We start from the raw sequence: 22,877 nt of genomic DNA on the forward strand, positions 1-22,877 counted from the left end.
CTTGCAGAACTCCATGATGTTCACGCTGTGCTGACCCAGCGCCGGACCCACCGGCGGAGCCGGATTGGCCTGGCCCGCCTGGATCTGGAGCTTGATGATCCCGGCGATCTTCTTCTTCTTGGGAGGCATCCTCTTTGTCCTTTTTCTTTCCTCATCCGCGCACGCTGGATACGCGGAAGTCTGTTGTCACGACGACGGGCCCGGCGGGCCCTGCTCGTCGTCGTTAAATCTTCTCGACCTGGTTGAAGGCAAGCTCGACGGGGGTCTCGCGGCCGAAGATCGACACGAGCACCTTGACCTTGCGCTGTTCGGCGTTGACCTCGCTGATCGATGCGGGCAGCGTCGCGAAGGGGCCGTCCATGACGGTCACCGACTCGCCGACCTCGAAGTCGACCTCGATCGGCACGGCAGCTGCGACCGACACGTCGGCCGAGCCGCGCGACGACGCTGCCTTCTTCGGCTCGGTGCGCGGCACCAGGAACTTCAGCACCTCGTCGAGCGTCAGCGGCGACGGCTTCGACGTCAGGCCGACGAAACCGGTCACGCCCGGGGTGTTGCGCACCGCGCCCCACGACTCGTCGTTGAGATCCATGCGGACCAGGATGTAGCCGGGCAGCACCTTGCGGTTGACCTTCTTCGGCTGACCGTTCTTGATCTCGGTGACTTCCTCGGTGGGCACCTCGACCTGGAAGATGTACTCCTCGAGGTCCAGGTTCTGCACGCGGGTTTCGAGGTTGGCCTTCACCTTGTTCTCGTAGCCGGCGTAGGAGTGGATCACGTACCACTCGCCGGGCGCGAACTTCAGCTGGCGGCGCATCGCCTCGGCGGGGTCCTCGTCCTCTTCGACGGCGTCGGCAGCCTCGGCCGCGGCGACGATCTCCTCCGCCTCGTCGACGACCTGCGCCTCCGCGGCCTCCTCAGCGTCGGCGGTGTCGCCGATCAGCTCGGCGGCCTCTTCGACGACTTCCTGCTCGGCAGCATCCTGCGCGGCCTCGGCACCCGCATCGACAGCGTCGGCAAAGTCACCCGCCGAGGTGGTCTCCTCGGTCGATTCGAACTCGTTCTCGGGGGTGGTCACAGCCCGATGCTCCTTAGTTTGGTGTCGCTCACTTGCCGAAGATCAACAGCATCAGCTTCGCGAAGCCGACGTCGAGCCCGGTGATGAACGCGGTGAAGATGATGATGAAGATCAACACGATGATCGTGTAGACGATGGTCTCGCGACGAGTCGGCCAGATGACCTTCTTCATCTCGGTGACGACCTGCTTGAGGAACGTCCAGACCACGACGAACGGGTTGCGCCTGCCGGCGGCCTCGGATTCGGTGGACTTCGCGGTGCGGTCGACACGGCGGGATGAGCCGGCGCGCTTGCCGGTCGGCCGCAACTCGACGTCGTCGTCGAGCGTGTCGACAGCAGAGTCAGCGGCGTCGTCGACCGCGTCGTCGGCGGCCTTGCTCTTCGCAGCTCGATCGCGCTTGCTCATCCGAGTCCTCTCGTTTCCGGTGGCCCTGACAGTCCAGGGCAGGGGCGACAGGACTTGAACCTGCAACCTGCGGTTTTGGAGACCGCTGCTCTGCCAGTTGAGCTACGCCCCTTTGTGACCGTGGTCGGTCACGCCGATTGACCCCAACAACACCAACGCGCCACCCTATGGGCAGCGCGCAAGTCAAGAATCAATCTGACACTTCAGTGTAGATCACCGGGGCGCTCTGGCACCAATCCGTTTCGCCGAGGCCCCGGTGGAGCCGTCGTCGGGTCAGTTGAACTGGACGACGACGGTCGCGCGGCCGAAGATGCGGCGGTCGGCCTGCTTCGCGACGAGCGCGATCGTGCCCTTGCGGGTCTCCGGGTCCAGCGACTTGATCTTGGCGGTGAACTCGACGGTGGTGTAGTCGTCGGCCGGCACGTACACCGGGCTGGTGAACCGCACGTTGTACTCGCAGAACGCGCCCGGGTCGCCGATGAACTCCGACACATAGGTGGCGCCGAGGCCCATCGTCTGCATCCCGTGCGCGACGACCCCATCGAGACCGGCGGCCTTGACGATCTCGTCGGAGTAGTGAATTGGGTTAGGGTCGCCGACGACGCCCGCATAATTCACCAGGTTGCCGCGGGTCAGCAGAAACGATTTCGGCGGCAGCTCCTGGCCGACCGTCAGCGAGTCGAAGTCGATGGCCTTCCCCGCGACGGGCGACTCGGTGGGATCAGGCTGGCCCTGCTGACCAGCGGGGCGGTCTACGGTCTTGCCGGGGTCGCCGAACGCGTCGACCGTGATCATCACGTGCTCGAGCGAGTCGACCAGCGCCGGATCGACGTCGACGCCGGTACGCGCGACCAACGACGTATAGGTGGTCATCACCGGCTCGTCGTGTTGGTTCCAGATGATGTTCTTGCTGACCAGCATGTCGAGGTTCTCGGGCTGGCTGATGTGGCGGAAGGACTCCAGCGACACGTCGCAGATGAGCTGATCCCCCACCTTCATCGGCTGGTGGTAGATCAGCCTCTGGTCGGTCTGCATGATCTGCCAGAGGTCATAGCCTTTGATGACTTCCTCGAACAGATAGCGCTGCGCGGTGATCCCGAAGACCGACACGAACGTGGGCGCGGCGAGCAGGCTGTCGTGGCCGTACTCGGCCGCGGCCGCCTCGTTCCAGTGTGTCGGGTGGGCGTCCTGGACGGACATGGCGTGCTTGCGGACCTCTTCGCGCCCGACCTCGTAGTAGTCGTCAACGGTGTAGTGGTATCCAACGAGCCCGGCGGTGCGCTCAGCCAATTCCTCGGGCGTCAACTTGCCGGCTGGCGGTTCATTCGGGTCGGATCCGTAGAACACTGTCTCAACCTGCCTAAGAGTCACGAGCGATCACAATCGAGGCCACTACAGTATCCGCGGCCGGCGGTGGACAAATGAAAAGAGGGCACCGTCTCCGGTGCCCCCCTGTTCGTCAGCGCGATTCTTTGTGCGCCTGGTGCTTGCCGCAGTTGGGGCAGAACTTCTTGATCTCGAGGCGGTCGGGATCGTTGCGGCGGTTCTTCTTGGTGATGTAGTTGCGGTGCTTGCACACCTCGCACGCCAAGGTGATCTTGGGGCGAACGTCGGTCGAGGAGGCCACGTCGTTGCCTTCTTTCGGTGGTACTCGTGCCCGGCGCCGGATCGTCGACCGGCACCTGGCCATTGTTCACGGAGTCGGCGGCCGCCGACTCCGGTGTGTAGCGGTGGGGGGGCTCGATCCCCCGACCTCACGATTATGAGTCGTGCGCTCTAACCAGCTGAGCTACACCGCCGCGCGGACCAAAATCTTGCGATCGGATCGGGTCCAGCGAGCCCCCTGACGGAATCGAACCGTCGACCTTTTCCTTACCATGGAAACGCTCTGCCGACTGAGCTAAGGGGGCGTCGTCGACTTCTCCCGGGCACGCCCGATCGAAACACGACATGACGAGGTTACACACCGGTCACCGGGTCGGCCAAATCGCTGGCCGCCGCCGGAATTCCCGGAGAAACTCCACGTCGTGGCAGGTATAGGATTCGAACCTATGTAGCTTGCGCGACGGATTTACAATCCGCTCCCTTTGGCCGCTCGGGCAACCTGCCGGTGCACTCCCCCGCGCTCGGCGCAGCGACGAAGGGCAACGCCGCAAAGGATACAACGCCTCCCCGGTACCGATGCAAACCCGCTGCTCACGCTAGGCTGTCGCGCATGGCAGATTCATCGTTCGACGTGGTCAGCAAGATCGACCGGCAGGAAGTCGACAACGCTCTCAACCAGGCCGCCAAGGAGATGTCGCAGCGGTACGACTTCCGCGGCACCAACACCACTATCGCGTGGTCGGGCGACGAGGTGATCGTGATCACCTCCGACGCGGAAGAGCGTGCGCAGGCCGGCCTGGGCGTGTTCCAGGAGAAGCTGATCCGCCGCGACATCTCGTTGAAGGCCTTCGAGGCCGGCGAACCCGCCGCCTCGGGCAAGACCTTCAAGATCAGCGGCACGCTGAAGCAGGGCATCGACTCCGAGCATGCGAAGAAGATCACCAAGATCATCCGCGACGAGGGGCCCAAGGGGGTCAAGGCTCAGGTCCAGGGCGAAGAGGTGCGTGTCTCGAGCAAGAAGCGCGACGACCTGCAGGCCGTCATCGCCCTACTCAAGGGCTCCGACCTCGACATCGCCCTGCAGTTCGTCAACTACCGGTAGCGCCGACCGAGCCCCGGTGGGCCGGCTACACGCCCCTGCGGGCCATCGCCTGCAGGCGGGCGATGCGGTCGGCCGTCGGCGGGTGGGTGGAGAACAGCTTCTGCATACCGGCACCGCGGAACGGGTTCTCGATCATCATGTGCGCCTGCGACTCGAGCTCCGGCTCGGGCGGCAGCGGCGCCCGGTCGACGCCACCGGAGATCTTCGCCAATGCGGATGCCAGCGCCAGCGGGTCCTTGGTCAGCTCAGCACCGGACTCGTCAGCCTGGTACTCCCGCGACCGCGACACCGCCATCTTGATGACCGTCGCGGCGAGCGGCCCGAGCAGCGTCATCAGAAGCACCGGGACGATGCCGGGCCCACCGCCGTTGCGGTTCCCACTCCCGAACATCATGGCCATGTGTGCCAAGCCCGTGATGACCGCGGCCATGGCGCCAGCCACCGACGAGATCAGGATGTCGCGGTTGTAGACGTGTGAGAGCTCGTGGCCCAACACTGCGCGCAACTCGCGCTCGTCGAGCAATTGCAGGATCCCGGCGGTGCAGCACACGGCCGCATTCTTCGGATTCCGCCCGGTCGCGAAGGCGTTCGGCGACTCCGTCGGACTGATGTAGAGGGCCGGCATCGGCTGCTTGGCGTCGGTCGCCAACTCACGCACGATCCGGTACAGCTCGGGTGCCTGCACCTCGGTCACCGGCTGGGCGTGCATCGAGCGCAGCGCCATCTTCGCCGAGTTGAAGTACACGTAGCCGTTGGTGGCCACGGCCAGAATGATCGACCCGATCAGGATCGTCTGGTTCTGGAATATCGCCCCGATCCCGACAATGATCGCCGACATCAACCCCAACAGTGCGGCGGTCTTCAACCCGTTGAAGAATTGCATTCCCTACCTCTTCTGGCATGCGGAGCAGCGCGACGCCGCCCTCTCCTGTGCATACTGCCAAACGCCGAGGTGGTCCGGATCGTTCCCGGGTGAACCGGGGGCCGGGTGCCTCAGCCGGTGCGCTCGACGGTGTAGGCCGCCAGATCGGCCAGCGCATCGCGTGCCGGCGACGCCGGCAGCGGGGCGAGGTCCTCGCGCGCCGCGGCGAGGTACTCACCCAGCTTGTCGCGCGCGGCGGCCATCCCGTCCGAGGTGCGCAACAACTCCAGTGCGCGCGCCACCTCGTCGTCGTCGTGCAGGGGCCGCGGTTTGCCCGTCTGCGCGTCGACGAGGAGGTCGCGCAACTCTGCGGCATCGGGACCGTCGGCAGCGAGCGCGTACAGCACCGGCAGGGTGTGCACACCCTCGCGCAGGTCAGTGCCCGGCGTCTTGCCGGAGTCGTCGGTCGGTGAGGCGATGTCGATGATGTCGTCGGAGACCTGGAACGCCGTGCCGATGACGTCGCCGAGACGGGCCAACCGTTCGATGGTCTGCGCGTCAGCACCCGACGTCATGGCACCGAAACGCCCAGCCGCGGAGATCAGCGACCCGGTTTTCTCCCACACCACCTTCAAGTAGTGCTCGATCGGGTCGGCACCGGCGCTGACACCCACGGTCTCGCGCATCTGACCGGTGACCAGTTCGGCGAAGGTGTCGGCGATGATCAGCACCGACTCGGGCCCCAGCGTCGACACCAGGCGCGAGGCGCGGGCAAAGAGGAAGTCCCCGGAAAGGATCGCGATCGAGTTGCCCCAGCGAGAGTTCGCCGACGGTGCGCCGCGTCGCACGGGCGCCTCGTCCATCACGTCGTCGTGATAGAGCGTCGCCAGGTGAATCATCTCCACGACGGTGGCGGCGGTGATCACCTCGGGGGCCTGCGGACGCGGCCCGAAGTGCGCGGCAAGGATCGCGAACATCGGTCGGAATCGCTTGCCGCCGGCCTTGGCCAAGTGCGTGGCCGCTTCGGTGAGCAGGTCGTCTCCGGAGGAGAGCTCGGTCAGCAGCAGGTCCTCGACCTGCGCCAACGACGACTTCACGCCCTGCGAGAACTCGTCCGAACCCAGATTCAAGCCGGCGATCGTCGTCTTCACGTGTACTGCACCTGCGCCTGTTCTCGACCCCTGCCGGCGCGGTTGCGCACGACTCGGCCAGCGTAACGGACCACCTCGCACGACATACTGGTCGGGTGACCGATCCCACCGACGCCGATCCGCCCGCGCCGATGACCGTCGAAATGACCGACATTCTCGTCGTCGGCGCAGGTCCGGCGGGATCCGCCGCCGCCGCACACGCCGCCCGCGCTGGGCGCGACGTAACACTGCTGGACATGGCGGTCTTCCCGCGCGACAAGACCTGCGGGGACGGACTCACCCCGCGCGCCATCACCGAGATGCTCGATCTCGGTCTCGGCGGTTTTCTCGCCGACCGCCCCCGTATCACCGGACTGCACCTACACGGCTGGGGCGCGGAGCAGCGCGTCCCGTGGCCGGGCAAGCGGTTCGCCGACTACGGCAGCGCGGTGACCCGGGTCGAGCTCGACGAGGAGATCCGCGCGACCGCCCAGGCAGCCGGAGCGACGATGCTGATGGGATACAAAGCCGTCGACGTCGAATGGGACGGTGCCCGTGTCGGCGCCGTCATCGTCGACGGTCCCGACGGTCGGCGGGCAATCAAAGCGTCGACAGTGATCGTCGCCGACGGCGTGCGCTCTGGCCTGGGCAAGGTCCTGGGCCGCCAGTGGCACCGCGACACCGCATACGGCGTCGCCGGACGGGCCTACGTCGCCTCGGGCCGGTCCGACGACGAGTGGATGGGCTCGCACCTGGAGCTGCGCGGTGCCGACGGGACGCTGCTGCCGGGCTACGGCTGGGTGTTCCCGCTGGGCCACGGCCAGCTCAACGTCGGCGTCGGAGCACTCGCCACGGCCAAGCGTCCGGCCCACGTCGAACTGCGACCGACGCTGCGCCACTACGCGGAGATGGTCCGCGACGAGTGGGCGATCGACGGAGAACCGCAACGCCTCACGTCGGCATTGCTGCCGATGGGCGGAGCAGTCAGCGGCGTGGCCGGTCCCAATTGGATGCTGATCGGCGACGCGGCCGCCTGCGTCAACCCGCTCAACGGCGAGGGCATCGACTACGGGTTGGAGACCGCGCGGTTGGCCGTCGAACTCGTCGTCGACGGGGTTGGCGACTTCACCGATCGTTGGCCCGACGTCCTGACCGGGCACTACTCATTGGCATTCTCGGCGGCGCGTCGGCTGGCTGCCGTGCTGACCGTGCCGAAGGCCGTGCCTCTCCTCGGCCGGCCGGGACTGCGTTCGCAGAAGTTGATGTCGATGGTCGTGCGCGTGATGGGCAACCTCGTCACCGACGAGGACCGCGACCTCGTCGCCCGGGCATGGCGCACCGCGGGCCGGGCATCGGTCCGCATCGACGAGCGGCCGCCGTTCCGCTGAGGCGTCTATCGGGAGCGGCCGGTGATCGTCACCAGTGACGCGGCGACCGCGGTGGTGAGCGGGACCGACAGCGCAATGGCGATGCCGCCCACGAACGCGCGGGCCAGCTCGATCGCGACCTGATCGGTGGTGAGCAGTGAACCGAAGGGCTGAGAGGCCACCGAGAACAGCAACAACAGCGGCAAAGCACTGCCGGCGTAGGCGAAGACCAGGGTGTACACCGTGCTGGCGATATGGTCGCGGCCGACGCGCATCGCCGCTCGGAACGTCGCCAGGCGCGACGGCTCACCGGCTGCGGCCAATTCAAAAGTCGCCGACGCCTGGGTGATCGTGACGTCGTTGAGCACACCCAGGGCGCCGATGATGAACCCAGCCAACAGCAGTCCGGACATCGAGATTCTGCCCTGGTAGACCTGCAGGCTCATCGCCTGGTCGCCGGAGAGCCCGGCGATGTCCATCGTGTGGATCGCCAACCAACTCAACAGCGCGGCGATCACCAGCGACACCAGTGTGCCGACCAGCGCCGCGGAAGTTCGCATGCTGACCCCGTGGGCGAGATAGAGCACGACGAAGAGGATCAGCGCCGACGAGGTGACCGCAACCGCCACCGGCGAGTGCCCCTGCAGGATCGACGGCAGCGTGAACACCCCCAACACGCCGAAGGCGAACACCAGGCCGATGATAGACCGCAGGCCCTTCCACGCCGCGACAAGAACGATGGCGAGGACGAACAGGATCGCCCACACGATGACCGAGGATCCGCGGGCGAAATCGTAGAACGTGTAGCGCGGCGACCCGTCGTAGCCGGGCATGGCGCTCAACCGGATCGTGTCGTCTACGTGCAGTGTCGGTTGCCCCGGTTGCGGGTCGTCGGCGGTCGCCAGATCGGGTTCGGGCTGGCCCGGGCCGGTCCCGGCCTGCGCCCGGTTGGTCGGGATCTGCAGCAGGACGTACTTGCCCTTGTCCTCGCCGTCGCGCAGTCGCACCGTCGCCGCGCGGCACGGCCCGTCGGCGGTCGGGGTCACGCCCAGTGTCTCCTGCGCGTCGACCGCGATGCCGACCATCTGGTTGCCGCAGTCGGCACGCGACATCGCGACGACGACGCCGGTCTGGGTGCGGATCGGACCACCGTCGGCGGAGCGGAACTGCATCGGGATCGGATGGTCCTGCCCCGAGGACGGCCACAGCACGACCAATCCGATGGCCACGGCCACCGCCGCCAACGACAGGACCCCGATGACGACCCACCGCGCCGCCTGACCCAGCGGAACCGGGCCGTCGTGGTCGTGGTGGTGTGAATGGGCCACGGGCGCTACTTCACCGCGCTGTGCAGGGCGGCGATGCCGCCGCTCAGGTTGTGCCAGTGCACACCGCGGAAACCGGCGTCGCGGATCAGAGCCGCGAGCCCCGCTTGGTCGGGCCACTCGCGGATCGATTCGGCGAGGTAGACGTAGGCGGCCGGATTGCTGGACACGCGGGTGGCGACCTCGGGCAGCGCCTTCATCAGGTACTCGAGGTACACGGTGCGAAACGGTGCCCACGTGGGGGTAGAGAACTCGCAGATCACCAGGCGTCCGCCGGGCCGCAGGACACGGCGCAACTCGCCCAGCGCGACACCCACGTCGTTGACGTTGCGTAATCCGAAGGAGATGGTCGCCGCGTCGAAGGACTCGTCAGCGAATGGCAGTGCCATCGCATCGGCGGCGACTTTCGGGACGTCGCGATGAGACCCGGCCTTGAGCATGCCCAGGGAGAAGTCGGCGGCGACCACGATGGCCCCCGACTTGGCCAGCTCGACCGTCGAGACCGCGGTGCCCGCGGCGAGGTCGAGCACCACATCGCCCGACCGCAGACCCAGGGCCCGGGCGGTCGCCGCCCGCCACCGCCGGTCCTGCCCGAACGAGAGCACCGTGTTGGTCAGGTCGTAGCGCTTGGCCACCCCGTCGAACATCGAGGCCACTTCGTCGGGCCGCTTGGCCAGGTCCGCGCGCGAGGAATCGCTCATGCCACAAACGGTAGTCGGCCCCTCCGTCGGGCCCACGGGCACACCGGTCACCCGGCGATCCGTGCAGCTTCTCCTCCGCCGAGGACGGCGGCGTAGTGGTCGAGCAACTCCTCACACACCGACGGCCACGTGCGGGTGCGTACCAGCGCCATCCCCGCCGCACCGAATCGGGCGCGCACCGCCGGGTCGCGCAGCGCGTCGATCGCGGCGGGGAGCTTGGCCTCGAATTGGTCGGGGTCAAGGAGGAAGCCGGTGCGGCAGTGGGCGATCAGGTCGCGCGGACCGCCCGCGTAGGGCCCCACGACGGGCAGGCCGGTGGCCATCGCCTCCTGGATCGCCTGGCAGAACGTCTCATGTCTCCCGGCGTGAACGAAGACGTCGAGACCCGCGTAGGCCCGGGCAAGATCGGCGCCGTGAAGCTCGCCGGTGAAGACCGCACCGGGCATGGTCGCGGCCAGGCGGCGGCGCTCCGGGCCGTCGCCGACGAAGACGAGTTGCACTCCCGGGTCGGCAGCCAGTGGCGCCAGCTTCATCAACTCCTTCTCTGGCGCGAGTCGGCCCACGAACCCGACGACGAGCTTGCGCTCGCGGTCGTCGGAGGCTCCGGACCACGCGGCAATCAGGTCTTCGTCGGCGTACTCGGGGCCGAACTGCTCGATATCGACCCCGCGGCCCCACCTGTGCACGCGGGGGATGCCGTGGGCCCGCAGGTCGGCGGCGGTCGCCGACGACGGTGCCAGTGTCCGCTCGCACGACGAGTGCAGTCGCCGCAAGTGGCGCCATGCCGAGCGCGACGCGAAGCCCGCCCGGTAGGTGGCGGCAAAACCAGCGACGTCGGTCTGGAACACCGCCACCGTCGGCACGTCGAGCCGACGCGCCGCGCGCGCCCCCACTGCGCCCAGGACGAACGGTGAGGCCAGGTGGACGATGTCAGGCGCGAAGTCGCGCAACACGCGGGCGATCATCGGCGTGGGGACGCCAACGGGCAGCGATGAGACGCCGGGCACCATGACGGCGGGGACGCGGTGCACCGGGGTCGACGTCCCGACGACCGTCGGACCGCTTGGACGTCCCCGAGGGGTGTCCGGTGCGATCACCACCGCACGGTGACCGCGGCGTTCGAGGTGCTCGACTACCTGCAAAACGGTGTTGGTCACGCCGTTGATGTGGGGCAGGAAGCTCTCGGTGACGATGGCTACGCGCATGGGCCCCAGTGTCTGCGGGCATGGCGGCGCGCCGGTGGTGCCCACACGAAATCAGGGTGAACGTCCGGTCAATTCACAGTGTGCGCGATGCTGCGTCGGCGTCGCCCCGCCTCGGCGACGAGCACCATGAGGACGGCGATGACCGCCCAGCCGACGACGATCAACGACAAGCAGGGGATGATCGCCAACGATGCGTTGCGACCGGTGGGGCGCACCAGCCCGTCGGGGTTGCTGGCGTCGTAGTCCACCGAGATCCGCTCCCCCACCGACAGCTTCGTCGGGTAGAGCAGGCCCAACTGCGGACTGTGGAACTTCCCGTCGGGAGTGAAGAATCCGGCGGCTGCGTGTAGCCGATCCGCGGAACTCACCTCGGCGACGGCGACGGCCTTGTTGGCATTGATCTGCGCGTCGTTCTTGACGCACCCCGCGAAGAGGAAGACCGCCATCAGCGTGATGATCGTCCCGACGACGAGCAGCACGATCTGGATCGTGCGCTGCGCGGTCGGGTTCATGGGGACAGCGTACTCAAGTGCGGGACCGCGCCGCGGCGCCAACGGTGCTCAGACCAGCTTCGTCGCGATCGCCGCGTGGACGCCGCGCAGGCCGGTGCGGTCGGTCGTCACCTCGATCACCTGCAGACCCACAGCCGGCTCGGCCAGGACACCCGGCAGAGCGTCAACGCCGACCCGCCGGTGGGCGACGTGCACCCCCGCGCACAGCGCGGCGATGTCGGTGCGGTGCGGAGTACCGAAGATGCGCTCATACGCTCCGGCGTACACACCGCCGTCGAATCGCGGGTCGCCCTGCTCGAGCAGGCCGAAGATCCCCCCGCCGTCGTCGTTGGCAACGACGATGCGCAGGTCGTCCGGGCGCGGCTCGGTCGGCCCGATGATCAGGCCGGTCGCGTCGTGGATGAACGTGAGGTCGCCGAGCAGTGCGACCGTCGGCCCGCCCGCCAGCGCCGCGCCGATGGCTGTCGAATTGGCCCCGTCGATCCCAGCGACACCGCGGTTGCTCAACACGCGTACACCCGGCACGAGCATGCCGGCCAGCGACACGTCGCGGATCGGGTTGGAGGCGCCGAGGAACAGCTGTCGATCCGCGCCCACCGCGCCGGCCACGGCCGCCGCGACGTGCAGACCAGTCGTCGTCGGCGTCTGGCCCAGCACCGACGCGACCGCGTCGACGGCGAGCCGGTGCCGCTGCGCGGTCTCCTCGAGCCACTGCGCCCGTGGCGCGCCCACCGGTTCGACACGGGTGCCCGTGGCGACGACGTTGCCCGAGACGTCTGGCCACCGCGGCCCGGTTGTGACGGCACAAACTCGCACCGCCGGATCGGCGAGCAGCCGCGACACCCCGCGGTGCAGTGTCGGCCGTCCGCAGATGATCGCCTGTTGGGGGGCGAGCCCGGCCAGCGCCATCGGATGCAGGGGGTTGGCCGGCAACGGCGCCGTCGGTTCGGCCACCGTCGGCAGACCGGCGAGCTCGGGGTTCACCCCGGCGCCGTGCCCGGCGACGACGACGGTGTCCAGGCTCAGGTCCACCGGTACCGGGATGTCGAGGCGTCCGGCGGGCGCCTGCGTCCACGGCGCCCCGTCGGGACGGCCGGTGAAACCGTCCAGGTCATCGGCGACGGCAGCGTCGGGATCGGGGACCAGCGGTTCCCGCAGCGGGATGTCGAACTGGACGGGCCCGGCATTGCCGGTGCGCGCACCGCGCGCCGCGGCCAGCACCCGACCCACTGCCGAGCGCCATTGGCTGTTGGCGTCCAGCCCGTCCTCGGCGAGCCCGAGGCTGATGGCGGTACGGACCTGCGTGCTGAACAGGCCGAACTGTTCGACGGTCTGGTTGGCGCCGGAACCGAGCAGTTCGTAGGGCCGGTTGGCCGTCACGACGACCAGCGGCACCCGCGCATAGTTGGCCTCGAAGACCGCCGGGCTGACGTTGGCAACGGCGGTGCCGCTGGTCAGGACGATCGGGACGGGTCGACGCGACGCCACGGCCAGCCCCAGTGCGAGGTAGCCGGCCGAGCGCTCGTCGATTCGGACATGCAGGCGGATCCGCCCGGCGGCGTCGGCGGCATGAAGCGCAAATGCAAGGGGCGCATTGCGCGAACCGGGGCACAGCACGGCATCGGTCACGCCCCCGCGGATCATCTCGTCGACGATGACCCGACCCTGCAGCGTCGACGGGTTGATCGGCATGGCGTCCAGTCTGTCACGCGCCCGAACCATCCCCGTGGGGCGTACCCGGGGGCCACAATCGAGGCATGGGCTACTACGAGGACAAGATCCTGCCGCACGTCGTGCAATTCACCTGCGGGATGCCCGCGATGCGCAAGGTGCGGCGCAAAGCGACGGCCGGGCTGCACGGCGACGTTGTGGAAATCGGGTTCGGGTCGGGCTCCAACGTCGGCTGCTACCCCGACGAGGTGGAGTCGGTGACGGCGATCGAACCGTCGGACACCGCCTGGGCGATGGCTGCCGATGCCGTGGCCGCCAGCGCCGTGCCCATCACACGCGGCGGGCTCGACGGCCAGCGTCTCCCGTTCGACGACGACACCTTCGACGCGGCGTTGTCGACGTACACGATGTGCACCATTCCCGACCTCCCGGCGGCGCTGGCGGAGCTGCGCCGCGTCGTGAAGCCAGGCGGGCAGCTGCACTTCCTCGAGCACGGCCGTGCCCCCGACGAGAGCGTGCGCCGCTGGCAGCGCCGACTCGAACCGGTACAGATCCGCCTCGGCGGCGGCTGTCACCTCACCCGCGATATTCCGGCGTTGCTTGCGGCGGCCGGGTGGGAGTCGGTCGGCCTCGACCAGCACTATGCGGCGAAGACGCCCAAGGTGTTCGGCGCCCTGTCGATCGGGACGGTCCGCGCACTGGACTGAGTGCTGTGCTGCGGCGCGTCTAGGCTGGTTGTATGAGCCGCGAATTCGACATCGTTGTCTTCGGCGCCACCGGGTTCGTCGGTGAGCTGACCGCCCGCTACCTGGCGCAGTCCGCGCCCGATGGCACCCGCATCGCGTTGGCGGGGCGCTCGGAGGCCAAGCTTTCGGCCGTCCGCGACCGACTCGGTGAGCGTGCCGCGCAGTGGCCGCTCATCGTCGCCGACTCCGACAAGCCGTCGACGCTCGACGAGATGGTCGCGCGCACCCAGGTCGTGTGCACGACCGTAGGGCCCTACTTGCGCTACGGCGAGGCCGTGGTGACGGCAGCGGCCAGCGCCGGCACCGATTACGTCGACCTGACCGGCGAGGTCCCATTCGTTCGCTACTCCATCGACAAGGTCGGGGAGACTGCGGCGGCGACTGGCGCTCGGATCGTCCACGCGTGCGGCTTCGACTCCGTCCCCTCGGACCTGGGCGCCTATCGCCTCTACCGCCGCGCGCAGGCCGACGGCGCGGGCGGGCTGGGTCAGACGACGATGATCGTGACGTCGATGCGCGGCGCCGCGTCGGGCGGCACGATCGATTCGGTACGGGTCATCGCCGAACAGGCCCGCGACTCGTCGACCCGCACCGTACTGCTCAACCCGCATGCCCTTTCGTCAGGCCCCGGCGAACTCGTGCGCGCCGACCGGCGGTCCGAGCCGAGTGACGCCGCACTGGTGCGGGCGTCGAGCATCGACCCGTCGCTGAGTGGCACCTGCGCGCCTTTCTTCATGAGCTCGTTCAACACCCGGATCGTCCGGCGCTCGGATTCACTGCTCGACTACGGCCCTGATTTCCATTACGGCGAAGTCATGTCCGTCGGCCGACTCCCCGTCGTCTCGACGATCGCGGCGGGCGCTGTCGCCGCCGGATTGGGCATCGGCCTGGGGGCGATGTCTTTCAAACCGACGCGCACCCTGCTCGACCGGGTCCTGCCCAAGCCGGGGCAGGGTCCCGACGAGAAGGCCCGGGACAAGGGATTTTTCGCGGTGCAAACCTACACGACGACGGAGAGCGGGCGCCGCTACCGCAGTGCGATGTCCGCCAAGGGCGACCCGGGGTACAAGGCAACGGCGGTGATGCTGGGCGAATCGGCGCTGACGCTGGCCTGCGACCGCGACCGGCTCCCCGACCGCGCCGGCGTCCTGACCCCGGCGGTGGCAATGGGCGATGCGCTCACCGACCGTCTGATCGCCGCGGGGTTCCGGATCAGCGTCGTCGAACTCTAAACCCTAGGGCTGGCCGGGCTTCAGTTCGATGAACAGCGACTCGAGGTCGGCACATAGGCGCTCCCCGTCGTGCAGCGTGCCCGCGACGAACAGCTTGCGGCCCTCGCGGCGATCCACCCAGGTCCGCAGGGTCAAGGGCGTCTCCAACGGGGTCAACGACCGATAGTTGACCTTCAGGTAGGCGGTACGGCACACGCCGTGCACGGCTACCGCCGACGCCATGCCGCCGAGGTCGTCGAAGGCGACCGCGACCTGGCCGCCGTGCGCGACGCCGTTGCCGCCGAGGTGGAAGACGCGGAACCGCACCGTCGCCGTCACACCGTCGGGTCCGGCATGTTCCACCTCGTACGGGGGCACGGTGAGGTTGCCCCGCGCGGGCAGGTCGATGCGCGTGCCGGCGGGGGTGGTCCATTCGTCGACGAGGTGTGCATCAAGCTTGGCGTTCAGATCTTTGAGCGTCGCTATTGCCTCGGCGGCAAGTTCGTCGGTGGGGCACGCCAACCGTGCCTTGTCCATCAGCGTCCGTACCTGCTCGCTGAACTCGGCGTAGTCGGGACCGCCGCGATCGGTGGAGATGGCGAGGTCGGCACGGAAGCCGCCCTCGCGCGGGGCGACGGGGGACGAATCACTCATCCGCTCACGTTATCCCCGCGGTAGCCCGGAGGATCAGCGGACCCGGTTTGTAGGCTGGGCGCCATGAGCGAGCACAACCCGTTCGACCCCGCCCAGTGGCGCGCGGTCGGTGGCTTCGAGGACCTGACCGACATCACCTACCACCGCCACGTCGGGGAGGGTCGCGCGAACGGAATCGTGCGCATCGCTTTCGACCGTCCGGAGGTGCGCAACGCATTCCGCCCGCACACCGTCGACGAGCTGTACCGCACGCTCGATCACGCCCGTCGCACCCCCGACGTCGGGACAGTCCTGCTCACCGGGAACGGACCGTCGTCCAAAGACGGCGGATGGGCCTTCTGCAGCGGCGGCGACCAGCGCATCCGCGGCCGGTCGGGCTATCAGTACGCGGCCAGCCACGACTCCGACGTCGTCGCCGCCGGAGCCGAGGGTGTCGATGAAGCCCGGGCCAAGGCGGAGGGCGGGCGCCTGCACATCCTGGAGGTGCAGCGCTTGATCCGCACGATGCCCAAGGTCGTCATCGCCGTCGTCAACGGGTGGGCCGCTGGTGGCGGGCACTCGCTGCACGTCGTCTGCGATCTCACCCTCGCCTCGCGCGAGCATGCCCGCTTCAAGCAGACCGACGCCGACGTCGGGTCCTTCGACGCCGGCTATGGCAGTGCCTACCTCGCCAAGCAGGTCGGGCAGAAGTTCGCCCGCGAGATCTTCTTCCTGGGCGAGGCCTACGACGCCGAGACGATGCACCGCATGGGTGCGGTCAACCGCGTCGCCGACCACGCCGCGCTGGAGTCGACGGCGATCGAGTGGGCCCGCGCCATCAATTCGAAATCACCCACGGCGCAGCGCATGTTGAAATTCGCGTTCAACCTGACCGACGACGGTCTGATGGGTCAGCAGGTCTTCGCCGGGGAGGCGACGCGGCTGGCCTACATGACCGACGAGGCCGTCGAGGGCCGCGACGCCTTCCTCGAGAAGCGCGACCCGGACTGGGACGCCTTCCCGTATTACTACTGATCGTCGACGGTGGTACGGACCACACCAGCAAGGCCCCTATATCGGACATCGCCGCGGGTCAGGCTACCCTTACCGCCATGACGTTCATGACCAATCGCACCCGGGCAGCCGTCCTTGGGCTCGCCGCCGTCCTGTCCTTCGGCACTCTCGTCGCGCCGCAAGCCGCCGCCGCGCCCTCACCGGCGCTTCCCGGCCCCGCGGTGCCGCAGCCTCCCGGCTACACCATCAAGGGCTACAGCGTTGGCGTCGGCGATGAGCGCGGCGGCAACTACCGTGGCGCCATCGACCCGCAGACCGGTGACCTGTGGATGACCCAGGTGGAGCCGATGAGCGGTGCCACCCGTTCGAACCTCTTGAGAATCGATCCGAACACCATGGCCGTCAAGCAGAGGTTTGACGTGATCGAGCCCGCCAACACCGGCGGTCACGGCAAGTACGGCGTCCAATACGAGATCAACGTGCCCAAGACCGGAAACGTTGTCTGGACCACGGCCGCCGCCGCCAACGGTGGTGAAGCCAACGTGTGGGACAAGACCACCGGCAAGCGGGTCGTTCGCCTGACGAACCTGCCGCACGCACACTGGGTGGAGTTCGCTGAAGGTATTCGCGTCGCCATCATCTCGATCACCAACGGCCTGGCGTTCTACGACATGGACACCTACGCACGCCTCGGCGAGTGGACGTTCCCCAGCAGCGGCAAGAAGCTTGGCGCCGGTTTCGCTGTGACCAACGCCGACGCCAATGGTGCCACCATCTCGCTCACCTCGTACTACCGCGATCTCTCCCAGCTGCGCATCACCCGCAGCGGCGGCAAAGTGGCGACCAAGCTCAACTGGACCACACGGCAGACAACCGCCGAAGGCCATGGCAGCGTCGCCGCGGACACCAGAACCAACCGCCTGTATGTGAACAACCTGATGACCCCGGTTGCCGGCCTGTCGGTGTACGACCTGACCACCGGTAAGCACATCACCGACGTGAACACCGGCATCGGCACCAACTCGATGCTCATCTTCGGTGGCAAGCTGTATGTCGCGAACTACTTCCTCGGCTTCATCTCGGTGATTGACCAGAAGACCTTTGCCATTCAGCAGCTGATGACCACCGGTCTGCTTCCGAATCATTTGGTGGCATGGAAGAAGAACACCTTCCTGGTGATCGACAAGAACTCGGCCGTCTCCGAGCTTCCGACTTCCATGATGGGCATGAAGCTGCCCCCGCTGGCCAGTGGCGACTACGTCTTCAAGGTCACCAAACACTGAGCCTGCACCACGTCGCACTAACAAAGCGAGGTCCCAATCCGTTGCTAGCGGATTGGGACCTCCCTTCTTCGTCGCTCAGGCCCGGTGCGCCTACCCGATCAACTCGGCGAGCGTGGCCATCGTCTCGACGCGCTCGCGGTGCGTGCCCGCAAGGGGGCTGGCGAGCATTACGCCGACGCCGGACCGGGTGAACGCGTCGAGGCGTTCGGAGACGACCTCGCGCGGTCCGATCAGGCTCATCGCACGGACCAGTTCGTCGGGGACGGCGTCCGCCGCTTCGGCCTTCTTCCCGTCGAGGTAGAGATCTTGGATAATTTTGGCCTCGTCGACGTAGCCGTAGCGCTGGACCAGGGAGTTGTAGAAGTTCTTCCCGCGCGCCCCCATGCCACCGATGTAGAGCGCCGCGTGGTGGCGCACGCCGGCCAGCGCGTTGTTGATCTGGTCCTCGTCCTCGGTGACCAGGGCAGCGGCCTGCACGACGATCTTCAGCTCGCCCATCGAGGGGTCGCGCTTGGCCCGACCCGCGGCGAGCGCCTCGCCGAATACGGATTCGACGTGCTCGGGGTGGTAGAGAACCGGCTGGAATTCCTCGAACACCTCGGCGGCGAGTTCGACGTTCTTGGGGCCGATGGCCGCCAGCAGCATCGGGATCCGCTCGCGAATCGGGTGGTTGATGATCTTGAGGGGCTTGCCCAGTCCGCTGCCGCCGTGCTCGGCGTCGAGCGGCAGGGTGTAGTGCTTGCCCTGGTACTCGACCCTTTCGCGCCGCCACACCTTGCGGCAGATCTCCACGTGCTCGCGGGCGCGCCCGAGCGGGAAGTCGTACTTCACGCCGTGGAAGCCCTCGATGACCTGCGGTCCCGAGGCCCCAATGCCGAGGATCGCGCGCCCACCGCTGATGTAGTCCAACCCGGCCGCCGTCATCGCGAGATTGGTTGGGGTGCGTGAGTACATCGGCAGGACGGCCGTCTGCAGCTCCATCTTCTCGGTCTTGGCGGCGATGAAGCCCAACTGGCTCACCGCGTCGAAGCTGTAGGCCTCGGGGACCGCGACACGGCCCACGCCGGCGGCTTCGAAATCGGCCAGATTCGCAATGGTCTCGCGGAAATCACCCGCGTAATTGATGGGCATTCCCAGAGTGATGGCAGTCATGGGGGTGATTCTGGCACGGACGGGCCACACCGCGATATCCCCACCGACCCGCCCCGACGAGACGGTACGCGGTGGACTCGGGCCGACGCCAAGGTGAACAACAGATGAACAGCCCTGGAACTCCAGATTCTCGCAGGTCAGAGGGCTGCGGAGGAGATCGGCAGGTTAGGAGATTCGGCCGCTCGACCCCATGATCTATCCATGACCGTAGAGATGCTGATCTTGGTGCTGTTGGTCGTCACCGCCCTCGGTTTCGACTTCACCAATGGCTTCCATGACACCGGCAATGCGATGGCCACGTCCATCGCCACCGGCGCCCTCAAGCCCAAGGCTGCTGTCACCCTCTCGGCAATCCTCAACCTGGTCGGCGCCTTCCTCTCCGTCGAGGTCGCCGCGACCATCACCAAGGACGTCCTCAAGATCCAGGACGGCCACGGCGAGCTGATCCCGGGCCTCGACACGACGAAGGCGCTGTTGATCATCTTCGCGGGCCTCGTCGGCGGAATCCTGTGGAACCTGTTCACCTGGTTGTTCGGTCTGCCGTCGAGTTCGTCGCACGCACTCTTCGGCGGCCTGATCGGTGCCGGTCTTGCCGCACTGGGCACCAGCGGCATCAACTGGAGCGGTATCACCGCGAAGATCCTGATCCCTGCCTTGCTCGCCCCGGTCATCGCCTGCGTCGTGGCCTCCTGTGGCACGTGGCTGGTCTACAAGATCACCGCCGCGCTCGCCGACCACCAGAAGGACGACGGATTCCGCTACGGCCAGATCGCCACCGCGTCGCTCCTCTCGCTGGCCCACGGCACCGGCGACGCGCAGAAGACCATGGGCGTCATCGCCCTGGCACTCATCGCGACCGGTCACCTCGACGCCGGATCGGTCTCGCACGGCCTCCCGTTCTGGGTGGTCCTCACCTGCGCGATCGCCATCGCCCTGGGCACCTACCTGGGCGGCTGGCGGATCATCCGCACGCTCGGCAAAGGCTTGGTCGAGATCGCCCCGCCCCAGGGCTTTTCCGCCGACGCCAGCTCCGCCTCGATCATCCTGACCTCCAGCGTCGCAGGTATGCCGCTGTCGACCACCCACGTCGCCACCGGCTCGATCCTCGGCACCGGCGTCGGCAAGAAGGGCGCCCAGGTCCGCTGGCAGGTCGCCGGACGGATGGTCGTCGCCTGGGTCACCACGCTTCCCGCCGCCGCCCTTGTCGGCGCGGTCTGCTTCGCCCTGGCGCACATGCTGGGCAACCTCGGCGGTGCGATCGCCATCTTCGCGGTTCTCGTCATCCTGTCGGCCTACATGTACTGGCAGGCGCAGCAGAACAAGGTCGACCACAGCAACGTCAACGCCGACTGGGACGACGATCGGGGGCTCATGCCCGCCGAAGCGCCGACACCCGTGCCGGCCGGGCGCGAGACCGCCGAGATCTGATCCGCCGGATCGAAAGGAAACCCCTGAATGACCGTCGCAGAATCGATCATCCGAGTCCTACTCATCGGTCTGGCGTTCGGCGCCGGCCTCCCCGCACTGTTCGCGCTCGGGCTTCGGCTGTGGGCCAACGGCTACAACGCTGATGGCACCGTCACCGAACACAACCCGGTACTCAAGGCCCTCGGTGGAGTGCTGTTCGCGCTCGTCGCCCTCACGATCGTCATCGGCATCCTCTGGATCACCCGGCAGACGATCTACTTCCACCTGGGGATCAAACTCTTCCCCTTCGGTTACAAGTAGCCCGGCAGGATCGGCGATGGCCGCTCGCGGCTCACAGATGGGTCCGCGGACCAGACCTATAATCGAAGTACTGCGACAACGGAGAGGAGCGGTGGTGGATAGGCCTGCACTGCTGGACTCGGTTGTCCGCTGGCTGCGCGCCGGATACCCCAACGGTGTCCCGTCGGGCGACTACATCCCGCTCGTCGCGATCCTGCGCCGTCAACTCTCCGACGACGAGGTACAGGCCGTCGCGAGCACCCTCGCCGCGGAGGCCACGACCGCGGCCGAACCCGAACGGCCCACCACCACGGTCACCGAGATCCCCGAGATCAGTCGGATCGACGCGGGGGTGGAGATCAACAAGGTCACCGACGAACTGCCCAGCGAGACCGACCTCGCCCGGGTCCGCTCCGTCCTCGTCGGAGCCGGTTGGCCGTTCGACGACGACCCGCTGCGCCGCGATTCCAACGATCCAACACCCAGGTAGCCGCAGTGCCGGTCCTGCGCGCACTCCCCCTCGATTCGGGCCCAGCGCTTGCCGAATCGTTCGGCGACCTCGTGGCGATGGCGGCCGGAGCCCGCTGCTTCCTTCCCGTCGTCGATGATCCAGATGCCCCTGACCGTCGCGTACTTGAGGAGTCGTTGGGCGTCGGGACGCAGGTGATCGACCCGGATGCCTGTCTGGTCATCGCGACGTCGGGATCGACAGGGGACCCGAAGGGCGCGATCCACACCCCCGCCACGCTGGCCGCCTCGGCCGATGCCACTCATGCGCGACTCGGCGGCGCGGGTAACTGGCTGCTGGCGCTGCCGCCGCACCACATTGCCGGCCTGCAGGTGCTGCTGCGAGCACTGCGAGCCGGTTACACACCCGCGATCGCCGATCTGCGCGGGGGTTTCGACGTGCAGCGTTTCACCGATGCCGTGACCCGGCTGCGGGGGCCGCGGCGCTACACCTCCCTGGTGCCCACCCAACTGGTAGCCGTGCTGCGCTCACCGGAGGCGACAGCGGCACTGGCCGGGCTCGATGCGGTGCTCGTGGGCGGCGCCGCGATTCCCACCCCGTTGGCACAGCGCGCGCGAGCCGCCTGCATCCCGCTCGTGACGACCTACGGCATGAGTGAGACCGGCGGCGGCTGCGTGTACGGCGGGCGTCCGCTAGACGGGGTCGCGGTGTCCATCGACGACGAGGGGCGCGTCGTGTTGTCGGGGCCGATGGTGGCGCACGGGTATCACCGTCGTTCCGACCCGGCGTTCGCCGTCGCGGGGTCGTTCCGCACCGATGACCTCGGCCGCGTCGACGACGGTGTGCTGACCGTCCTCGGCCGCGCCGACGACGCGATCAGCACCGGGGGCCTAACCGTCGTGCCTCGTGTCGTCGAGGACGTCCTGGCCGCCGATCCGGCCGTCGCTCAGTGCGCTGTTGTGGGTGTTCCCGATGAACGGCTCGGCGAGGAGATCGTGGCCCTCGTCGTCGCCGAACCGGGGCGCACTCCGAACCCAGAGTCGTTGCGCGCCAGCGTCGCGCAGCAGGTCCACCGCCACGCCGCACCGCGCCGAATCCTCGTCGTCGACGAGATCCCGCTGCGCGGGCCCGGCAAGATTGATCGTGCCGCGGTCCGCACGCTCGCGGCACGCGCCCGGGCCGTTTAGCGGTTTGCCGGGCCCGGAAGCGTCGCGGTCGGGAAGCGGCAGCACGACCATGATTGAATAGCCCAATGGCCTCCCTCGCGCAATGGGTCGACGGCATTCGCCCGCGTACCCTGCCCATCGCTCTTGCACCGGTGATCGCCGGCATCGCCGCCGCCAACCATGTCGACGAGTCGCCGAGTTGGCCCGCCATGATCGGAGCGCTCGTCGTCGCACTCGCCTTGGTGGCCGGGGTGAACTACGCCAATGACTACTCCGACGGGATCCGTGGCACCGACGACAACCGCGTCGGCCCGCAGCGGCTCGTCGGGTCCGGCGCGGCTTCGCCCGGCGCGGTCCGCACGGCCGCGATCATCGCGTTTCTGATCGCAGCGGTGGCGGGCGTGTGGCTGTCGTTGGCAACCCACTGGTGGCTGATCCTGGTCGGCGCTGTCTGCATCCTCGCCGCGTGGTTCTACACCGGAGGTTCGCGGCCGTACGGGTATGCCGGGTTCGGCGAGATCGCCGTGTTCGT

Annotated in this window: 24 protein-coding genes, 4 tRNA genes and 1 pseudogene; 11 read left to right on the plus strand and 18 right to left on the minus strand. The window is 67.8% G+C overall.

Translation table 11 applies throughout. The annotated features are described in order from the left end of the window. The 9 genes and pseudogenes from B4L26_RS10740 to B4L26_RS10780 form a co-directional block, all read right to left on the minus strand. Nucleotides 1-129, minus strand: a pseudogene (locus B4L26_RS10740) (50S ribosomal protein L11); the annotation flags it as partial. Nucleotides 130-223: 94 nt separating this feature from the next. Beyond that, nucleotides 224-1,078, minus strand: coding sequence for a transcription termination/antitermination protein NusG (nusG, locus tag B4L26_RS10745; protein WP_290718834.1), 855 nt, complete (start codon nucleotides 1,076-1,078; stop codon nucleotides 224-226). Between the two features lie 28 nt (nucleotides 1,079-1,106). Then, entirely contained in the window at nucleotides 1,107-1,484 is a 378-nt protein-coding gene (secE, locus tag B4L26_RS10750; RefSeq protein ID WP_290718836.1) for a preprotein translocase subunit SecE, read from the minus strand. A gap of 39 nt (nucleotides 1,485-1,523) precedes the next feature. Further along, a tRNA-Trp gene (locus B4L26_RS10755) sits at nucleotides 1,524-1,596 on the minus strand. A gap of 161 nt (nucleotides 1,597-1,757) precedes the next feature. Beyond that, entirely contained in the window at nucleotides 1,758-2,831 is a 1,074-nt protein-coding gene (locus B4L26_RS10760; RefSeq protein WP_290718838.1) for a fused (3R)-hydroxyacyl-ACP dehydratase subunits HadA/HadB, read from the minus strand. 112 nt (nucleotides 2,832-2,943) lie between these two features. Next, on the minus strand, nucleotides 2,944-3,111 hold the full coding sequence (rpmG, locus tag B4L26_RS10765) for a 50S ribosomal protein L33 (protein WP_003929651.1): 168 nt from the start codon (nucleotides 3,109-3,111) through the stop codon (nucleotides 2,944-2,946). A gap of 98 nt (nucleotides 3,112-3,209) precedes the next feature. Further along, nucleotides 3,210-3,283 (minus strand) — tRNA-Met (locus B4L26_RS10770). Nucleotides 3,284-3,321: 38 nt separating this feature from the next. Beyond that, nucleotides 3,322-3,394: transfer RNA gene (locus tag B4L26_RS10775), tRNA-Thr, on the minus strand. A gap of 118 nt (nucleotides 3,395-3,512) precedes the next feature. After that, a tRNA-Tyr gene (locus B4L26_RS10780) sits at nucleotides 3,513-3,593 on the minus strand. A 106-nt stretch (nucleotides 3,594-3,699) separates the two neighbouring features. On the opposite strand from B4L26_RS10780, the gene B4L26_RS10785 reads away from it, so the two are divergent. Then, nucleotides 3,700-4,191, plus strand: a complete 492-nt coding sequence (locus B4L26_RS10785; protein ID WP_290718840.1) for a YajQ family cyclic di-GMP-binding protein — start codon at nucleotides 3,700-3,702, stop codon at nucleotides 4,189-4,191. Between the two features lie 25 nt (nucleotides 4,192-4,216). On the opposite strand, the gene htpX is transcribed toward B4L26_RS10785, so the two are convergent. Together htpX and B4L26_RS10795 are read right to left on the minus strand one after the other, a co-directional pair. After that, nucleotides 4,217-5,074 (minus strand): zinc metalloprotease HtpX, encoded by an 858-nt coding sequence (htpX, locus tag B4L26_RS10790; protein WP_290718842.1) that lies wholly within the window; start codon nucleotides 5,072-5,074, stop codon nucleotides 4,217-4,219. Nucleotides 5,075-5,184: 110 nt separating this feature from the next. Continuing rightward, nucleotides 5,185-6,204, minus strand: coding sequence for a polyprenyl synthetase family protein (locus tag B4L26_RS10795; RefSeq protein ID WP_290718845.1), 1,020 nt, complete (start codon nucleotides 6,202-6,204; stop codon nucleotides 5,185-5,187). Between the two features lie 131 nt (nucleotides 6,205-6,335). Between B4L26_RS10795 and B4L26_RS10800 the strand changes: the two genes are divergently transcribed. Further along, nucleotides 6,336-7,571 (plus strand): geranylgeranyl reductase family protein, encoded by a 1,236-nt coding sequence (locus tag B4L26_RS10800; RefSeq protein ID WP_290718879.1) that lies wholly within the window; start codon nucleotides 6,336-6,338, stop codon nucleotides 7,569-7,571. 5 nt (nucleotides 7,572-7,576) lie between these two features. On the opposite strand, the gene B4L26_RS10805 is transcribed toward B4L26_RS10800, so the two are convergent. The 5 genes from B4L26_RS10805 to menD all read right to left on the minus strand — a co-directional run bounded on the left by B4L26_RS10805 (nucleotide 7,577) and on the right by menD (nucleotide 12,985). Next, entirely contained in the window at nucleotides 7,577-8,878 is a 1,302-nt protein-coding gene (locus tag B4L26_RS10805; protein ID WP_290718846.1) for a YibE/F family protein, read from the minus strand. Nucleotides 8,879-8,883: 5 nt separating this feature from the next. Then, nucleotides 8,884-9,576, minus strand: coding sequence for a demethylmenaquinone methyltransferase (locus B4L26_RS10810; protein WP_290718848.1), 693 nt, complete (start codon nucleotides 9,574-9,576; stop codon nucleotides 8,884-8,886). A 47-nt stretch (nucleotides 9,577-9,623) separates the two neighbouring features. Continuing rightward, complete coding sequence (locus B4L26_RS10815; protein WP_290718850.1) at nucleotides 9,624-10,781, minus strand: glycosyltransferase family 4 protein; 1,158 nt, start codon at nucleotides 10,779-10,781, stop codon at nucleotides 9,624-9,626. A 68-nt stretch (nucleotides 10,782-10,849) separates the two neighbouring features. Further along, nucleotides 10,850-11,293, minus strand: a complete 444-nt coding sequence (locus B4L26_RS10820; RefSeq protein ID WP_290718852.1) for a hypothetical protein — start codon at nucleotides 11,291-11,293, stop codon at nucleotides 10,850-10,852. A gap of 48 nt (nucleotides 11,294-11,341) precedes the next feature. Continuing rightward, nucleotides 11,342-12,985, minus strand: coding sequence for a 2-succinyl-5-enolpyruvyl-6-hydroxy-3-cyclohexene-1-carboxylic-acid synthase (menD, locus tag B4L26_RS10825; RefSeq protein WP_290718854.1), 1,644 nt, complete (start codon nucleotides 12,983-12,985; stop codon nucleotides 11,342-11,344). Nucleotides 12,986-13,050: 65 nt separating this feature from the next. Between menD and B4L26_RS10830 the strand changes: the two genes are divergently transcribed. Together B4L26_RS10830 and B4L26_RS10835 are read left to right on the plus strand one after the other, a co-directional pair. Beyond that, complete coding sequence (locus tag B4L26_RS10830; protein ID WP_290718856.1) at nucleotides 13,051-13,671, plus strand: class I SAM-dependent methyltransferase; 621 nt, start codon at nucleotides 13,051-13,053, stop codon at nucleotides 13,669-13,671. A gap of 32 nt (nucleotides 13,672-13,703) precedes the next feature. Further along, nucleotides 13,704-14,942: a saccharopine dehydrogenase family protein gene (locus B4L26_RS10835; RefSeq protein WP_290718858.1), complete on the plus strand. Its 1,239-nt coding sequence runs from the start codon at nucleotides 13,704-13,706 to the stop codon at nucleotides 14,940-14,942. 3 nt (nucleotides 14,943-14,945) lie between these two features. On the opposite strand, the gene B4L26_RS10840 is transcribed toward B4L26_RS10835, so the two are convergent. Continuing rightward, nucleotides 14,946-15,575 carry a PaaI family thioesterase gene (locus tag B4L26_RS10840; protein ID WP_290718860.1) on the minus strand — a complete coding sequence of 210 codons (630 nt, stop codon included), beginning with the start codon at nucleotides 15,573-15,575 and terminating at the stop codon, nucleotides 14,946-14,948. 63 nt (nucleotides 15,576-15,638) lie between these two features. On the opposite strand from B4L26_RS10840, the gene B4L26_RS10845 reads away from it, so the two are divergent. Then, on the plus strand, nucleotides 15,639-16,589 hold the full coding sequence (locus B4L26_RS10845; RefSeq protein WP_290718862.1) for a 1,4-dihydroxy-2-naphthoyl-CoA synthase: 951 nt from the start codon (nucleotides 15,639-15,641) through the stop codon (nucleotides 16,587-16,589). 77 nt (nucleotides 16,590-16,666) lie between these two features. After that, nucleotides 16,667-17,851: a YncE family protein gene (locus B4L26_RS10850; protein WP_290718864.1), complete on the plus strand. Its 1,185-nt coding sequence runs from the start codon at nucleotides 16,667-16,669 to the stop codon at nucleotides 17,849-17,851. 90 nt (nucleotides 17,852-17,941) lie between these two features. Here the strand turns inward: B4L26_RS10850 and B4L26_RS10855 are convergent, their stop codons facing one another. After that, nucleotides 17,942-19,003 carry an LLM class F420-dependent oxidoreductase gene (locus tag B4L26_RS10855; RefSeq protein ID WP_290718867.1) on the minus strand — a complete coding sequence of 354 codons (1,062 nt, stop codon included), beginning with the start codon at nucleotides 19,001-19,003 and terminating at the stop codon, nucleotides 17,942-17,944. 201 nt (nucleotides 19,004-19,204) lie between these two features. On the opposite strand from B4L26_RS10855, the gene B4L26_RS10860 reads away from it, so the two are divergent. The 5 genes from B4L26_RS10860 to menA form a co-directional block, all read left to right on the plus strand. Continuing rightward, the gene (locus B4L26_RS10860) at nucleotides 19,205-20,431 is read left to right on the plus strand and encodes an inorganic phosphate transporter (RefSeq protein ID WP_290718869.1); all 1,227 of its coding nucleotides are present in this window, start codon (nucleotides 19,205-19,207) and stop codon (nucleotides 20,429-20,431) included. A 27-nt stretch (nucleotides 20,432-20,458) separates the two neighbouring features. Continuing rightward, complete coding sequence (locus B4L26_RS10865) at nucleotides 20,459-20,731, plus strand: hypothetical protein (RefSeq protein ID WP_290718871.1); 273 nt, start codon at nucleotides 20,459-20,461, stop codon at nucleotides 20,729-20,731. Nucleotides 20,732-20,825: 94 nt separating this feature from the next. Then, entirely contained in the window at nucleotides 20,826-21,200 is a 375-nt protein-coding gene (locus tag B4L26_RS10870) for a DUF3349 domain-containing protein (protein ID WP_290718873.1), read from the plus strand. Nucleotides 21,201-21,205: 5 nt separating this feature from the next. Next, on the plus strand, nucleotides 21,206-22,366 hold the full coding sequence (gene menE / locus B4L26_RS10875) for an o-succinylbenzoate--CoA ligase (protein ID WP_290718875.1): 1,161 nt from the start codon (nucleotides 21,206-21,208) through the stop codon (nucleotides 22,364-22,366). A gap of 65 nt (nucleotides 22,367-22,431) precedes the next feature. Then, nucleotides 22,432-22,877, plus strand: a 446-nt coding sequence (gene menA / locus B4L26_RS10880) for a 1,4-dihydroxy-2-naphthoate octaprenyltransferase (protein WP_290718877.1), incomplete at its 3' end; no start/stop codon positions are given.

Origin of the sequence: Gordonia sp. UBA7599 (assembly GCA_002477755.1) — a bacterium.
In the GTDB taxonomy this organism is placed as follows: Bacteria; Actinomycetota; Actinomycetes; order Mycobacteriales; family Mycobacteriaceae; genus Gordonia.